The organism is Litorivivens sp., from assembly GCF_057445395.1.
Genome location: NZ_JBVBUV010000005.1, coordinates 1 through 13,930, shown reverse-complemented (window position 1 = coordinate 13,930; position 13,930 = coordinate 1). Strand labels below are relative to the sequence as shown.

At 56.3% G+C, this 13,930-nt stretch carries 14 protein-coding genes and 1 pseudogene; 14 read left to right on the top strand and 1 reads right to left on the bottom strand.

Annotated features, from left to right (window positions below; genetic code table 11):
• Nucleotides 1–15: 15 nt before the first annotated feature.
• On the bottom strand, nucleotides 16–1,260 hold the full coding sequence (locus tag AC222A_RS02945; protein ID WP_372781165.1) for a sulfotransferase family protein: 1,245 nt from the start codon (nucleotides 1,258–1,260) through the stop codon (nucleotides 16–18).
• A 173-nt stretch (nucleotides 1,261–1,433) separates the two neighbouring features.
• Here AC222A_RS02945 and AC222A_RS02940 point away from each other — a divergent pair, with 173 nt between their 5' ends.
• The 14 genes and pseudogenes from AC222A_RS02940 to AC222A_RS02875 form a co-directional block, all read left to right on the top strand.
• A complete protein-coding gene (locus AC222A_RS02940; protein ID WP_372750180.1) occupies nucleotides 1,434–1,910 on the top strand; it encodes a nuclear transport factor 2 family protein in 477 nt (158 codons plus the stop codon).
• Nucleotides 1,910–2,356, top strand: coding sequence for a MaoC/PaaZ C-terminal domain-containing protein (locus tag AC222A_RS02935; RefSeq protein WP_372750181.1), 447 nt, complete (start codon nucleotides 1,910–1,912; stop codon nucleotides 2,354–2,356). The genes AC222A_RS02940 and AC222A_RS02935 overlap by 1 nt, the downstream gene beginning before the upstream one ends.
• A 123-nt stretch (nucleotides 2,357–2,479) precedes the next feature.
• Nucleotides 2,480–3,601 carry an Rv3169 family protein gene (locus AC222A_RS02930; RefSeq protein WP_486774617.1) on the top strand — a complete coding sequence of 374 codons (1,122 nt, stop codon included), beginning with the start codon at nucleotides 2,480–2,482 and terminating at the stop codon, nucleotides 3,599–3,601.
• Between the two features lie 95 nt (nucleotides 3,602–3,696).
• Nucleotides 3,697–4,812: an alanine dehydrogenase gene (gene ald, locus AC222A_RS02925; RefSeq protein WP_486774616.1), complete on the top strand. Its 1,116-nt coding sequence runs from the start codon at nucleotides 3,697–3,699 to the stop codon at nucleotides 4,810–4,812.
• A gap of 143 nt (nucleotides 4,813–4,955) precedes the next feature.
• Nucleotides 4,956–6,545 (top strand): FadD3 family acyl-CoA ligase, encoded by a 1,590-nt coding sequence (locus AC222A_RS02920; RefSeq protein ID WP_372764480.1) that lies wholly within the window; start codon nucleotides 4,956–4,958, stop codon nucleotides 6,543–6,545.
• Nucleotides 6,538–7,062: an Lrp/AsnC family transcriptional regulator gene (locus AC222A_RS02915; RefSeq protein ID WP_372749538.1), complete on the top strand. Its 525-nt coding sequence runs from the start codon at nucleotides 6,538–6,540 to the stop codon at nucleotides 7,060–7,062. The genes AC222A_RS02920 and AC222A_RS02915 overlap by 8 nt, the downstream gene beginning before the upstream one ends.
• Nucleotides 7,059–7,526 (top strand): Lrp/AsnC family transcriptional regulator, encoded by a 468-nt coding sequence (locus AC222A_RS02910; RefSeq protein WP_372749539.1) that lies wholly within the window; start codon nucleotides 7,059–7,061, stop codon nucleotides 7,524–7,526. The genes AC222A_RS02915 and AC222A_RS02910 overlap by 4 nt, the downstream gene beginning before the upstream one ends.
• A gap of 114 nt (nucleotides 7,527–7,640) precedes the next feature.
• Nucleotides 7,641–8,516: a CoA transferase subunit A gene (locus tag AC222A_RS02905; RefSeq protein ID WP_372749540.1), complete on the top strand. Its 876-nt coding sequence runs from the start codon at nucleotides 7,641–7,643 to the stop codon at nucleotides 8,514–8,516.
• 10 nt (nucleotides 8,517–8,526) lie between these two features.
• Entirely contained in the window at nucleotides 8,527–9,327 is an 801-nt protein-coding gene (locus AC222A_RS02900) for a CoA-transferase subunit beta (protein ID WP_372749541.1), read from the top strand.
• 88 nt (nucleotides 9,328–9,415) lie between these two features.
• A complete protein-coding gene (locus AC222A_RS02895; RefSeq protein ID WP_372758553.1) occupies nucleotides 9,416–10,531 on the top strand; it encodes an NAD(P)H-dependent flavin oxidoreductase in 1,116 nt (371 codons plus the stop codon).
• 17 nt (nucleotides 10,532–10,548) lie between these two features.
• A complete protein-coding gene (locus AC222A_RS02890; RefSeq protein WP_372758552.1) occupies nucleotides 10,549–11,304 on the top strand; it encodes an enoyl-CoA hydratase family protein in 756 nt (251 codons plus the stop codon).
• 129 nt (nucleotides 11,305–11,433) lie between these two features.
• The gene (locus AC222A_RS02885) at nucleotides 11,434–12,606 is read left to right on the top strand and encodes an acyl-CoA dehydrogenase (protein WP_372749124.1); all 1,173 of its coding nucleotides are present in this window, start codon (nucleotides 11,434–11,436) and stop codon (nucleotides 12,604–12,606) included.
• A gap of 95 nt (nucleotides 12,607–12,701) precedes the next feature.
• Entirely contained in the window at nucleotides 12,702–13,751 is a 1,050-nt protein-coding gene (locus AC222A_RS02880; RefSeq protein WP_486774615.1) for an acyl-CoA dehydrogenase family protein, read from the top strand.
• Between the two features lie 51 nt (nucleotides 13,752–13,802).
• Nucleotides 13,803–13,930: pseudogene (locus AC222A_RS02875) on the top strand (acetyl-CoA C-acetyltransferase); the annotation flags it as partial.

The window sequence follows — 13,930 nt, the reverse complement described above, 5'->3', positions numbered from 1 at the left end:
TCTGACGAGGTGTGGTCAGAGCCTTTCCTGGGCGATATTGAAGCGTTCCTGGTAGGGTTTGAAGCGCTTGCGTTCTTCTTCCAGCCGCAACCCGGTGGCGGTAAACAGGTAGCGGTGCCGATCCAGCTGTTCATAATCGTGCTGGCCAAGCCAGGTGGTCATTGCTTCGCGGGCATTTTTTGTCAGCGGCAGTGAAAAGTGTCGGTATATTTTGTCCACCGCCGCCAGTGGGTTGTCAGTAATGTCACTGTAGTGTAGGTCGAGAATGGGTTCGCGCGTGCGCAGGCGCGCTTCGCGTAACTCGCGATTGCGTGTCAGCCCCTCGCTAACCAATTCCGCCTGTTGGCGGGCAATGTCGCGGATGTCGACTGCATCCGACGACACGCTGCGCAGGGTGTATGTCAGGTTGCTCAAGGCAGACACCGATTTCAGTGGGTCGCGGTGCACCTGTACCACCATCGCATCCGGGTAGCGCTGCAGCAGTTTGTCCAAATGCCATAAATGGCTAGGCGACATGAGCACCCAGCGTTCTGCTTTGTGCCGCCATTGCAGATACTGCAAAAACTGGTAATGAATATTGTAGGCGCCGCGAAAGTTTGCATCATGGCTCAGCCAGCGTTGATAAGAAGGCACGCGGTAGCTCACATTGAAACTCATCGCCATAAAGTTCATGGCGCTAATGGAAACGCATTCCTGCGGCCGCTGCGCACCCATCGGGTAGAGCTTTTTCAGGTCTGGCATAAGGCGCTGGGTATTTTTCAGTTCGCGCTCTACCTTGCCGATGCGCGAGTCGCTGAAATAGGATTCAGTTCGCGGCGGCGGAAAGGGGTAGCGCATTTCCCACGTCTTGGGTACCCGGTTGTCTGGATCCTGTGCTAGCAGATCGTGCAGCATGGTTGTGCCCGATTGCGGCGGGCCAGTAATGATCAGGGGGCGGAGTATGGGAGAACCACTCAGCTCCCTATTCACTTTAAAGGCGTGGATAAGCTTCAGCCGGTTTTCCAATACATGCAATAGCTCAGCCTGCGCCACCATGCGACCAAAGGGAGTCAGGTTGGCTTCGCTTTCCAGTGCATCGCAAAGGCAGGTGAGCCCTTCTTTAAAATCATCTGGCCCAAAATCATTCAGGTTTGTGCTGCGGCGTGCCCGTTTCATGAGCGAGCGGGGCTTGAGTGAGGCGCCGCGCAAACCAAACAGGCGCAGACTTTTGCCCGCCATGTTCAGTAATCTCAGGTTGAAAGGGAGTGATGCCTTGTACATCAAGGGATGATCCGTGCCGCGAAGGGCGACAGTCTACCGCAGGCGGGAGCGTCGAGGCCAGCCACGCCATGCTCTTGTGAAAGCGATGCGCGTCACCCATTGAGGGGATGGTCTGGGAGCCACACCAAACTATAGTACGCTGACGATAATTCATACTCATCAGGAGTTGACCGATGATTGATCTGGAAGCTATTGAGCTGATAAAGCAGCTGAAGGCCCGCTATTTCCGATTTCTGGATACCGCAAACTGGGAGGGCATGCAGCGCTCTGTGTTCACGGCCGACGCGACGATAAATTTCAAGAGCCCGTCCTACGACATCAGCTTCAAGGGTTGGGGTGACATAGAAAACTTTTACAAAAGCGCATTTACCAAAACCCGCTTTGGTATGCACAACGGACACCACCCGGAAATTACCGTGTCGGGAGATACTGCCGTTGGACTGTGGTACCTGCACGATATTTTCGTGAACCTGGACGACAACACCCAGTTTGAAGGCAGCGCCCTGTACCGTGACGAGTACGTCAAGAAAGACGGTGAGTGGCGAATCCAGAATTCTGCCTATGAGCGTCTGTTCGAGCAGATCAGCAAACGTCCAGACGATGTGAAAGTGACCGCAATTCCGATTGGCAACCGCTTTGCCTGCGACTGATGCGATACTTCGATGACATCGTCGTCGGCACGCGGGTGGAGGGTTCGAGCACCTACACCCTCAGTGCCGACGAGATTAAAGCCTTTGCCGGTCAGTGGGATCCAATGCCCTTTCATGTGGATGAAGCAGCCGCCGCAGCATCGCCATTGGGGGTGTTATTTGCGTCGAGCATTCACACCGTAGCCATTGGTGTGCGGCTGAGTCACGATATGGCTCAGGAGCCGATGGCTGTGGTGGCGGGTCTGGGTTGGGATAGCGTGCGGTTTCACTGCCCAGTTTGTGCCGGTGACACTCTGCGGGTAGCGGCTGAGATTGTCGACAAGCGGGTATCTCGCAGCAAGCCGGATCGCGGCGTGTGTACTACCCAAATAGAGCTCTACAATCAGCGCGATGAGTTGGCCGTGAGCTACAAAGTCGCCAGCTTGGTACTCAAGCAGCCTGGTTGAATACCTGTCTCTTTCTTCATCTTTGATGGCTTGCGTCTCTTACTATCCGGTCGTATAGTCAGTGAGCATTGGCACATCAGCGATCGCCACTTTTCCATGTCTAATAACCGCAGGTGACCCCCCATGATTACCAGTTTCGATGATTACTGTATCCACCAGACACCGTTTCCGGTGGCAGAGCCTTCCACCAGTGACCGCAATTTCTATGATCGTTACTGGTTTAATGGCTTTGACGAAAGTGGCAGCTACCTGTTTGAAATTGGTTTTGGCCTCTACCCCAATCGCCACATCATGGATGGCCATTTTAGTGTGGCCAAGGGCAACCGGCAGTATGCCTTTCACGCTTCACGTAGAGCGCCAAAAGATCGAAAGGAAACGGTCGTTGGGCCGCTGAGCATTTTTATCGAAAAACCTATGCGGCAGGTGCGGGTAAAGCTGGAAGCCAACGAACACGATATAGAGTGTGATCTGCTGTTCACGGCGGCCAGCGTGCCTCATCGCGAGCCGCCCAATATCATGCACGACGATGGTCACCTCATTATGCACACCTCGCGTTTTACCCAACTGGGTTACTGGGAGGGGTATTTCAGTATCGACGGTGAGCGCACCGAAGTGAAAAAGGCCTATGCTATTCGCGACAAATCCTGGGGCGTGCGCCCGGTGGGTGAGCCGCAGGGTGGCGCGCCAGGGTTGCTGAACGACGAGCCCGGGGTTTACTGGGTATGGAATCCGGTCAATTGGGGCGACGTTTGCACCCAGATGGGAACCTTTGAAGACCGTGATGGGCACCCGACGCAGGTGAGTGCGGACCTGCTGCCGCTTTACGCCAACCTGGAGGATATTCCCGAAGGCGAAGAGCCCGGCATTACCAAGATGACCGAGGTAAAGCACAAGCTCAGCTGGAACAAGGGCACACGGCTGGCGTCTGGCGGTGAAATGAATTTTTCCGACAAAAATGGCAACAACTACGACTACACTCTCGAGCCGTTGCAAAAGTTTTACATGCTGGGCATTGGCTATAACCACTTTGAGTGGGGTCACGCCTACTGGAAAGGCGAGCTGGAAACGGGCCGTGAAGAGTGGAATCTGGACGAGATTAACCCGCTCGACTATCAGTTTATCCACACCCACCAAGTGGTTCGCGCCACCATGGGTGACAAGGTGGGCATGGGTACGCTGGAAACCATCGTGATTGGGCGTCATGAACCTTCAGGATTCAAGGATTTCTTCGACGGCGCCGAGTAAACCCGGCTGGCGACGGTATTTCTCACCGTCGCCATTTAATCGCCACCATTCCCGACTACACTTGAAGTAACAGCTTTTGCTTCAAGGAGTTACAGGTGAAAATAGGCGTTCCCACCGAAATTAAACCCCAGGAATATCGCGTTGCTCTGATGCCCGAGCAAGTGGCGTTGCTGTGCAAGGCCGGGCATAGCGTCTGCGTGCAGCGCGGAGCGGGCGAAGGTAGCGGTTTTCTCGATAAGGATTATCGCAGTGCGGGCGCCACTATTGTCGACGGTGCGCAGCAGCTATTTGACGCGGCGGAACTCATCGTAAAGGTGAAAGAGCCCCAGTCGGAAGAGTGTGCGCGGCTGCGTGCTGGGCACGTGCTATTTACGTATTTGCATCTGGCACCTGATCGCGCCCTCGTCGATTCCCTGCTCGACAGCGGCGCGACGGCTATCGCTTATGAAACGGTGCGCGATGAGAGTAATCGCCTGCCTCTACTCTTTCCTATGAGTGAAATAGCCGGACGTGTTGCGGCCCAGGCGGCCGCGCGATGTCTCGAAAAGCCACTGGGTGGAAGTGGCATTCTGCTCGGCGGAGCCACCGGCGTTGAGCCGGCAAAGACGCTAATACTTGGCGGCGGTGTGGTGGGGGTTAACGCGGGGCTGATTCTCAGCGGCATGGGTGCGCAGGTGACCGTCCTTGACAGTTCTGAGACCAAGCGCGCGCAGCTGGCGCAGGAGTGGGGGCGTTGTTTTCAGATCGGCGCCTCTGACGCGGCTACTCTGGGCGAACTGTTGCCCGAGGCTGATGTGGTTATTGGCGCTGTACTGGTGCCCGGCGACGCCAGCCCGAAACTGATTCGGCGGCGTGACCTTGCGCGTATGAAAAGTGGGGCTGTGCTGGTTGATGTGGCAATCGACCAGGGCGGATGTTTTGAGAGCAGTCGACCAACCACGCATGCTGCGCCTTCCTTTATAGAGCAGTGTGTGGTGCATTACTGTGTTGCAAATATTCCGGGCGCGGTACCGCGTACCGCGACGGCAGCGCTTTCTCGGGCGACCTTTCCCTATATTCAGGCCTTGGCAGACAAGGGCTGGAAGGCGGCGATGCAGGCTGACCCGGGCCTGGCGAGCGGGCTCAGTGTCTGTGGCGGCCGGCTTGTCTGTCCGGCCGTGGCGCGGGCTCAAGCGCGGCCGTTTGTCGAACTGGAGTCTGTCCTCGCTTAACGATCATTGTTCTGTGAAACACCCCCTACATAACCTCTTGATATAAGAATGCGTAATCATAGTCCTTTCTGATTACGCATAATCCTTGATTCGTTTCTAGGTGCTGGCTAGACTGTCTGCCACATTTTTTGGATTTCACGGAAATGTCGGACACTAAATTACCGCTGAGTTTGCCCGCACTGATTGCTTGGGCTGCCAATGAATATAAAGATCAGGTCGCGATCAAGGAAGAAACTCGGCGGGTGAGCTATGCCGAGCTGGCAGGGCTGGCACAGCGTTCGGCGGCGGCGTTTCTGGCAGCGGGTGTTAATAAAGGCGATCGTGTCGCCATCTGGGCGCCGAATATGACTGAGTGGATCGAAGCGGCTATCGGCTTGCAGTCTGCCGGGGCCGTGCTGGTACCGCTCAATAACCGTCTGCAAGGGGCGGAAGCTGCCGACATCCTGCGGCGCAGCGGTGCGCGCATTCTGCTGACCTACACGCGCCTGGAAAAGGGCGAGCCACTGGCGCTGCTAGAGAGTGAATCTCTTCCAGAGCTGGAAAAGCGCATCTTGCTGCGCGGCGAAGATGCGCGCGCGCAAACCTGGGACGATTTCCTGGCCGGGGGCGACAACCTCAATCGCGACACAGTAGCCGAACGCGCCGCCAGCGTAGCGCCGGATGACATCGCAGATATGCTGTTTACATCGGGTACCACCGGCAAGCCTAAAGGCGTGTTGTGCACCCATCGTCAGAATATCCAGGTGTTCAAGACCTGGGGCGATACGGTGGGTCTGCGCAGCAGCGACAACTACCTCATTATCAATCCTTTCTTCCATACCTTTGGCTACAAGGCCGGTTGGCTGGCTTCGATTATCTTCGGCAGCACGACGCTGCCGGTGATGGCGTTTGACAAGGAAGCTGCCATGGCGCAGATCGAAAGCGATCAGGTCACCATGCTGCCGGGTGCTCCCTCGCTGTATGAAATGTTGTTGGCCGATCCGGCGCGAGACAACTATGACCTCTCCAGCTTGCGTCTGGGTGTGACTGGCGCTGCCGCTGTGCCGGTGCAGCTGGTTAAGGATATGCGTTCAGTACTGGGCTTTAAAACCGTAGTGACTGCTTACGGACTGACAGAGTCTACCGGGGTGGTCAGCATCTGTCGGCCAGACGACGACGCCGAAACCATAGCCACCACCTCCGGTCGGGCCATTGAAGGTGTAGAGGTTAAGTGCGCAAACCCGGACACCGGCGCAGAAGTGCCCCGAGGTAGCGAAGGTGAAATTTGGGTGCGCGGTTACAACGTGATGCAGGGCTATTTCGACATGCCTGAGGCAACGGCGGAAACCATCACATCAGATGGCTGGTTGCGTACCGGTGATATCGGCGTGATGGATGAGCGCGGCTATCTGCGTATTACCGACCGGCTGAAAGATATGTACATCATGAACGGTGAAAACGTTTATCCGGCCGAAGTGGAAAAAGCCCTCTATGGCTTGGAGGGGGTGGCCCAAGTAGCGGTGATCGGCGTGCCGAAACAGCCACAGGGCGAAGTGGGCATGGCGTTCATTGTCCCAAAACCGGGGTCGGATCCAGATAAAGACGCGGTGATCGAGCACGCCAGCCGGCATCTGGCGCGCTACAAGGTGCCGATGTATGTGGAAATTGTAGACAGCCTGCCACTGAATGCGTCCGGCAAGGTGGTGAAGCCAGAGTTGAAGGCGAAAGCCAAGGCGATATTGGGTAATGGTTGAGGGCGTGTTGAAAGATCCGGTGGCTGAGCGTATTCCGATGAATACCGCCGAGCTTGATGAGACGGATCAGCGTTTAGTGTCATTGCTGCGGCACGATGGCCGGATGCCCTACAAAACACTGGCAGAAAAAACCGGGCTAACCGAAACCACGGTGCGCAGCCGATTGCGCCGGCTGGAAGAGCAGGATTTATTGCGGGTGGTCGCGGTTACGGATTTTGAGGCGGCCGGCTACTCCCTGATGCTCGCGGTTGGCGTGCAGGTTGAGGGGCGCAGCGCTGCAGATGTGGCGGCGGATCTGGCGGCATTTCCTGAGGTGTTTTCTGTGTGTCAGGTGGTGGGCAGCCACGATATTGAATGCCTGATGGTGGCAGAAGATCAAGAGGCGGTGTCCGAGTTGCTGACCCAGCGCCTGGCAGCGGTGAAGGGCGTGCGACGATTGCTGCCGGCCATGGCGATTGACGTGTTGAAGAATCAACCTAACTGGGTGCGTTTTGACACGCCGCGAGGACAGTCATGAGCAAACGTCGCCTCGACGAGCTGGATCAGAAAATTGTGGACGCGCTGGCGGTAGATGCCCGCACCAGTAATCGCAAAATCGCCGGTGAGCTGGGTGTAACTGAGGGTACCGTGCGCGGACGTATCAAGCGCATGGAAGAAGAAGGGCTGATCCGAATTACCGCGGTGACCAATATCGATCACCTGCGCAATCCTACCTTGGCCTACATCTGGATTGAGGTCGATAGTGCGGTTGAAGTGCAGAATGTGGCCAAAGCATTGGCCGATACGCCGCAGATCGGCTTTGTGGCGGTTACTTTGGGTCGTTTCGATATTCTGGCGATCACCTTGGTGCAGAACAATGGTCAGCTGGCAGAGTTTCTCAATACCCATGTCAGCGTGATTCCGGGCGTGAGACGCACCGAATGCTCATTGGGGGTTACTTTTGTGAAGCATGATTACCGAATGTCTAAAATCATCGCCTGATCGGGATTGCGTAGTTTGATTGGCTAATCAATACGAACTATTGCTAATTTAGGTTAAAATAGAGAAATATGCGTAATGCTGACCACAGGGCCAGCCGCAGAACAAGGAGTCGATATGAACAAGCAAATGAGCCTGCAGGACGTTGTCGGCCAGTTGCGCGATGGAATGACCATCGGCATTGGTGGCTGGGGTCCGCGTCGTAAACCGATGGCGCTGATCCGCGAAATCCTCAAATCCGACCTCAAAGATCTGACTATCGTTGCCTACGGTGGCGCCGATGTGGGCATGCTGTGCGCTGCTGGCAAGGTCAAGAAACTGGTGTTTGCCTTCGTGTCTCTCGACTTCATTCCCTTGGAGCCGTACTTCCGTCAGGCCCGTCAGAAGGGCGAAATCGAAGTTATGGAAATCGACGAAGGCATGATGCTGCTGGGCCTGCGCGCTGCAGCCTGGGGCTGCCCCTTTATTCCGACCAAGGTTGGTCTGGGAACCGACGTTATCAAGTACAACCCGGATATCAAAGTTATCGACAGCCCTTACGATGACAAAGAGTGGGTGGCCATGCCGGCACTGAAACTGGATGCGGCATTGATTCACGCCAATCGCGCCGATACCCGCGGTGTATGCCAGATCACCAGTCCGGACCACCATATGGATGACTGGTTTGCCCGTGCCGCCGCCAAAACCTATGTAACGACAGAAGAGATTGTCGATACCGAATTCTTCGCAGATGAAGCTGAAGCGCGCATGGTTTTCTGGGAACGCAGCCAGACCACCGGTGTGGTGCATGTGCCGGGTGGTGCGCACCCCTCATCTTGCGCACCGAACTACGGCTTCGATGTGCCGCATTTCAAGGAGTACAACGCCTCCGCCAAAGAAGGTGGCTTTGCCGCCTACGCCGACAAGTACATCAACGGCAAGAGCGAAGACGAATACCAGCAAGCAGTCGGTGGTCTTGAAGCCATCCAGAAACTGCCGAAACCGGTTTACTAAGGAGACGACAATGGCTACGCCTGCAAAAGACTACACCTTGGCGGAACTGATTATTTGCGCCAACGCCGCCGCCTATGAAAACGATGGCGAAGTACTGATAACCGGTATCGGTGTGCTGCCGCGCATTGCTGCCAGCCTCGCGATGAAAACCTGCAACACCGACATCATGATGACCGACAGCGAATGCTGGCTGCTGTCTGAGCCCAACCCGCTGAGCCGAGGCAAAGACTACAAACAGATGAACGAGACCTGGATGGGTTTCTCGCGCATATTTGACAACGTGTGGAGCGGCCGTCGCCACATTACCGGCGGCCCCACCCAGATTGACCGCTTTGGTCAGAGCAATATTTCTGCGCTGGGTGGCACCTACGACAAGCCCAAAGTGCAAATGTTGGGCACACGTGGTTTTCCCGGTAACTCATTTTGCCACGCCAACTCATTCTTTGTGCCGTCGCACAATACCCGCGTGTTTATCGACGGCGAATGTGACGTGGTGTGCACCATCGGTTACAACCCAGAGCGCATGCCCAAGGGCTACACCAACGACGATATCGACCTGCGCATGATCTTTACCGACTTGTGTGTAATGGACTTTGGCGGCCCGAACAAACAGATCCGTCTGGTGAGCCTGCACCCCGGTATCACGGTTGAGCAAGTGGTTGAGAACACCGGTTTTGAAATCTGCATTCCGGACAATGTACCGACTACACCGGCGCCGACAGAAGAACAGCTGGCGATTATCCGCGAAATTGATCCGCAGGATCTGCGCAGCAAACAGTTGAAAGACAATCCTCCGGGCGACCGGAGCTGATTCGCGGGCAAGGCCCGCTCCCACAGTTGTTGAATGAACTGGCACTGTGGGAGCTTGCCGTGCAAGCGAAGATTTTTAGGCGATGACCATGTCAAACCCATTAAACACACGCATCACCGACCTACTCGGCTGCAAATACCCGATCATCCAAACCGCGATGGGCTGGGTCGCCGACCCGACTCTGGTGGCTGGCACCTGCAACGCAGGCGGCTTTGGTTTTCTGGCCGGCGCCACCATTCCGCCCGAGGAAATGGAGCGCGATATCCTGCGCGTGAAAGAGCTTACCGATAAGCCCTTCGGTGTGAACTTTCATATGTACCAACCCAATGCCGCCGAGATTGTTGATCTGGTGATCAAGCACGGCGTGCGTGCGGTCAGCTATTCCCGTTCACCGGGCCCTGAATTTATCAAAAAGCTGAAAGACGCCAATGTTGTCTGCATGCCGACGGTAGGTCTGCCAAAGCATGCGATCAAAGCAGTTGAGCTGGGCGCCGATGCGGTCACCGTTCAAGGCGGTGAAGGTGGCGGCCATACGGGGTCTGTCCCCACCACACTGTTGTTGCCACAAGTCGTTGATGCCGTTGGCGACAAGGTGCCCGTGTTAGGTGCTGGTGGTTTCAAGGATGGCCGTGGTCTGCTGGCAGCCATGAGCTACGGTGCAGACGGTATTGCCATGGGTACGCGTTTTCTGCTGACCAAGGAAAGCCCTGTTCCGGAAGCGACTAAAGCGCGCTACATCGACTGCAAAAATCCCGGCGAGATTGTTGTTTCGACCGCAATGGATGGTCTGCCCCAGCGCATGATCATGAACAAGGTTTTGAGGGAACTGGAATCGGCCAGTGCCCTGAAAAAACTCATTATCGCTCTGCGCAACGGTCTGGCCTTTCGCAAATTTACCGGTGCGAGTCTGTTTGGCCTGCTGAAATCCGCGATGGCAATGACCAAGTCCGGCGATCTTACTCTGGCCCAAGCCATCATGTCGGCGAACGCGCCGATGATTATCCAGAAAGCGATGGTCGACGGTCAGCCGGACGAAGGGGTTCTTCCTTCGGGGCAGGTTGCCGGTGTAATCGATCAACTGCTGAGTTGCGAGGAACTGATTACACAAATCGTCGCGGAAGCCGAGGCGGGACTACAACGCTTCTCTGTGGGAGCGAGCTCTGCTCGCGAAAGCTCGTCTGCAGGGCAGACTCCCACAGCTTAACCTTTGAGGATTAGTACATGAGCAAGCCCTTTAGCCTGACCATTTCTGACACTGGTATTGCGGAAATGATCTTTAATAAGCCGCCCGTTAACGCTTTCGACAGCGCGGGCTGGTTTGCCATTGCCAATGAAATTGAAGCGCTGGGTAAAAATGACCAAGTGCGCGTCATTATTATCGCTGCCGAAGGCAAAGGTTTCTGTGCCGGTGTGGATATCAAGGAATTGCAGGCCGACGCCAGCAAGATCACCGCCGTCAACAAAGGTAACTACGACACCTTTAAGGCCATTCACCGTAACGAAAAGCCAGTGATAGTGGCTGTGCACGGTTTTGTTTTGGGCGGCGGAATCGGTATCAGTGGCGCGGCTGACATTATCGTTGCTTCTGAGTGCGCAACCTTCGCAGTACCGGAAGTGGATCGCGGCGCGATGGGCGGTGGCGCCCACCTGCAGCGCATGTTCCCGGTACAGAAAGTGCGTTACATGTACTTTACCGGCGAAGGCATTGATGCGCAGGAAGCTTACCGATTGGGCGCAGTGGAAAAAGTCGTGCCGCGCGATCAATTGCTGGCGACCGCCCGCGAGATGGCTGAAAAAATCGCGGAGAAATCACCGCGCATGATACAGCTCGCCAAAGAGGCGCTGACCGGTATCGAAGACGGCAATCTGGAAGACAAATACCGCTGGGAGCAGGGCTTCACCCAAGAAGCCTATGCCTCAAAAGATTCCCAGGAAGCGCGGGATGCATTTGTCGAGAAGCGCGACGCCAGTTTCTAGTACACCCCTCACCCCAGCTCTCGCCTGCAGGGAGAGGGGGCGCATCGAAGCTGGGGCATACCTCTTCCTTTGGGAGAGGGACAGGGTGAGGGAGTCGCGCACGATTAGTTGAACCAACGAGGTTAGTAAATGGACCTGACATTCACACCAGAACACGACGCCTTCCGTCAGGAAGTGCGCCAGTGGCTAGCGGCTAACGTCCCCGCTGAGCCGCTGAAAACGTTTGATACCGAAGAAGGTTTTCAGCAACACCGCGAGTGGGAAGCCAAGCTCTACGAAGGCCGCTGGGGCATGATCACCTGGCCCGAAGAAATGGGCGGCCGCGGTGCTGACCTGATTCAGTGGCTGATCTTTGAGGAAGAATACTACGCGGCGCGTGCGCCTTTACGGGTAAACCAGAACGGGATCTTCCTGCTGGGCCCCACCTTGATGGAATACGGCACCGACGAGCAGAAAAAGAAATTTCTTACCGGCATGGCCACGGGCAAAGATATCTGGTGCCAAGGCTGGTCAGAGCCTAATGCCGGTTCCGATATGGCCGCCATTCGCTCCAAGGCCGAACTCAGCGAAGACGGCACCCACTATATTATTAACGGCCAGAAGACTTGGTCTACCCGAGCGGTTTGGGCGGACTGGTGTTTTGGCATGTTTCGTACTGACCCTGAGTCGGAGCGTCATCGCGGCCTGACTTTCATTCTGATGCCACTCGATCTTGAAGGCATTACCGTGCGTCCGATTCCTCAGTTGGATGGATTGCCCGGCTTTGCAGAGATCTTTTTCGACAACGTTAAAGTACCGGTGGAAAACCGCCTGGGCGGCGAAGGTGAAGGCTGGGGTGTGGCAATGGCAACCGCAGGCTTTGAGCGCGGTTTGATGCTGCGCTCGCCGGCCCGCTTTCAGGAAACGGCAAAGCGTTTGGTCGAGCTTTATAAAGCCAATCGCGAGTCAGCCGATCGCGACCCGGCGATCCGTGAAGCCGTGCTGCGCGCATATATGGACGCCGAGGCTTATACCCTGACCACCTATCAAACAGCCTGCCGATTGATCAAAGGCGGCAAGATTGGTGCCGAAGCGTCCACCAACAAGATTTTCTGGTCCGAGCTGGATCAGCAGATGCACGCCACCGCGTTGAGCATTCTCGGCGCGCGGGCAGAACTGCAGCCGCATGCGCCGGATGCAAAGGGTGTGGGAACCTGGCTGGATGGCTGGATGTTTGCCCAGTCGGGGCCGATCTACGCGGGAACCAATGAAATCCAGCGCAATATTATTGCGGAAAGAATGTTGGGTATGCCCAGGAAATAATTGTTCGCGGGCACGGCCCGCTCCCACACCAACGTGGTAAGCCATTGTGGGAGCTTGCCCTGCAAGCGAAGCCTTTCAGGCGAGAGAGAAACGTTATGGATTTTACCTTTTCAGAAGACCAACTCCTGTTTCAGGAATCGGTTAAAGACTTTCTTGTTAACGAAATCACGCCGGAAAAAATCCGTGAACTGTGGGAGACCGAAAGCGGTCGCAGCCCGGAGCTGTGGGCGCAACTGGCCGAGCTCGGCCTGACCGGCATCACGGTACCGGAAGACTTCGGCGGCCTCGGTATGAACGCGCTGGATTTTGTATTGCTGGCGCAGGAGTGCGGCTATGTCGCACTGCCCGCGCCGCTGGTGCACACCGCGATGGTTGCTGTGCCACTGATCGTCAGTAGTGGCAATGACAGCCTGCAACAAACCTGGCTGCCGAAAATAGCCGCTGGCGAAGCCGTGGTGATGGTGGGGCTGGAACAGAATGTGTTCGTGGAAGATGCGCATATCGCAGACCTGATGATTCTGGAAAAGGCCGGTGTGCTGTACGCAGTCGATCCGAAATCCGCGACCCTGCGTGCCAATGAATCGGTTGATCCGTCGCGCAAACTGTTTGCGGTGGAATTTGATGAAGCTGCTGCAGAAAAGCTGGCCGAGGGCGAGAGCGCCCGGCAGCTGATTGCCGGTGCATTGAACGGCGGTGCGCTGGGTACTGCCGCCGAAGCACTGGGCTTGGCCCAGCGTATGGTGGATATCTCTGTGCAGTACACCAGTGAGCGTAAACAGTTTGGCGTCGCCATTGGCACCTTTCAGGCGGTGAAGCATCACATGGCGAATATCGCCTATCGCTTGGAATACGCCAAGGCCCCGGCCGCTCGTGCGGCCTATGCCATCGATCACGCGCAGGACAACGTCGACATGGCCGTGAGCCACGTCAAACTGGCTGCCTGCGAAGTGGCCAACCTTGCCGCCAAAAACTGTATCCAGGTGCACGGCGCCATGGGTTACACCTGGGAAGTCGATCTGCATATCTTTATGAAGCGTGCCTGGGCCTTTAACAGCAGCTATGGCACCGCCGGTTTCCACAAAAACCGCGTTGCGGCAGCCGTGCTGGCCGACGGCGCCGCGCTTGGCGCGGGTGCAACCTTTTAACGAGCTGACTCAGCCCGCCGCGTGTGCGGCGGCTGCTACGAGGAAAAGACCATGGCTGAAGCCTATATTGTCGATGCAGTAAGAAGCCCCACTGGGCGCCGCAAGGGCGGTTTGGCCCATGTGCACGGCGCCGATCTCGGCGCCCATGTACTGAAAGCGATTGTCGAGCGCAATGGCAT

Bases quoted from the DNA above. Each gene is read 5' to 3' on its own strand.
- AC222A_RS02905 (WP_372749540.1), top strand. From the start codon at position 7,641: ATGAACAAGCAAATGAGCCTGCAGGACGTTGTCGGCCAGTTGCGCGAT.
- AC222A_RS02915 (WP_372749538.1), top strand. From the start codon at position 6,538: ATGGTTGAGGGCGTGTTGAAAGATCCGGTGGCTGAGCGTATTCCGATG.
- AC222A_RS02910 (WP_372749539.1), top strand. From the start codon at position 7,059: ATGAGCAAACGTCGCCTCGACGAGCTGGATCAGAAAATTGTGGACGCG.
- AC222A_RS02940 (WP_372750180.1), top strand. From the start codon at position 1,434: ATGATTGATCTGGAAGCTATTGAGCTGATAAAGCAGCTGAAGGCCCGC.
- AC222A_RS02945 (WP_372781165.1), bottom strand. From the start codon at position 1,260: ATGTACAAGGCATCACTCCCTTTCAACCTGAGATTACTGAACATGGCG.
- AC222A_RS02885 (WP_372749124.1), top strand. From the start codon at position 11,434: ATGGACCTGACATTCACACCAGAACACGACGCCTTCCGTCAGGAAGTG.
- AC222A_RS02890 (WP_372758552.1), top strand. From the start codon at position 10,549: ATGAGCAAGCCCTTTAGCCTGACCATTTCTGACACTGGTATTGCGGAA.
- AC222A_RS02900 (WP_372749541.1), top strand. From the start codon at position 8,527: ATGGCTACGCCTGCAAAAGACTACACCTTGGCGGAACTGATTATTTGC.
- AC222A_RS02880 (WP_486774615.1), top strand. From the start codon at position 12,702: ATGGATTTTACCTTTTCAGAAGACCAACTCCTGTTTCAGGAATCGGTT.
- AC222A_RS02895 (WP_372758553.1), top strand. From the start codon at position 9,416: ATGTCAAACCCATTAAACACACGCATCACCGACCTACTCGGCTGCAAA.
- AC222A_RS02930 (WP_486774617.1), top strand. From the start codon at position 2,480: ATGATTACCAGTTTCGATGATTACTGTATCCACCAGACACCGTTTCCG.
- AC222A_RS02920 (WP_372764480.1), top strand. From the start codon at position 4,956: ATGTCGGACACTAAATTACCGCTGAGTTTGCCCGCACTGATTGCTTGG.
- AC222A_RS02935 (WP_372750181.1), top strand. From the start codon at position 1,910: ATGCGATACTTCGATGACATCGTCGTCGGCACGCGGGTGGAGGGTTCG.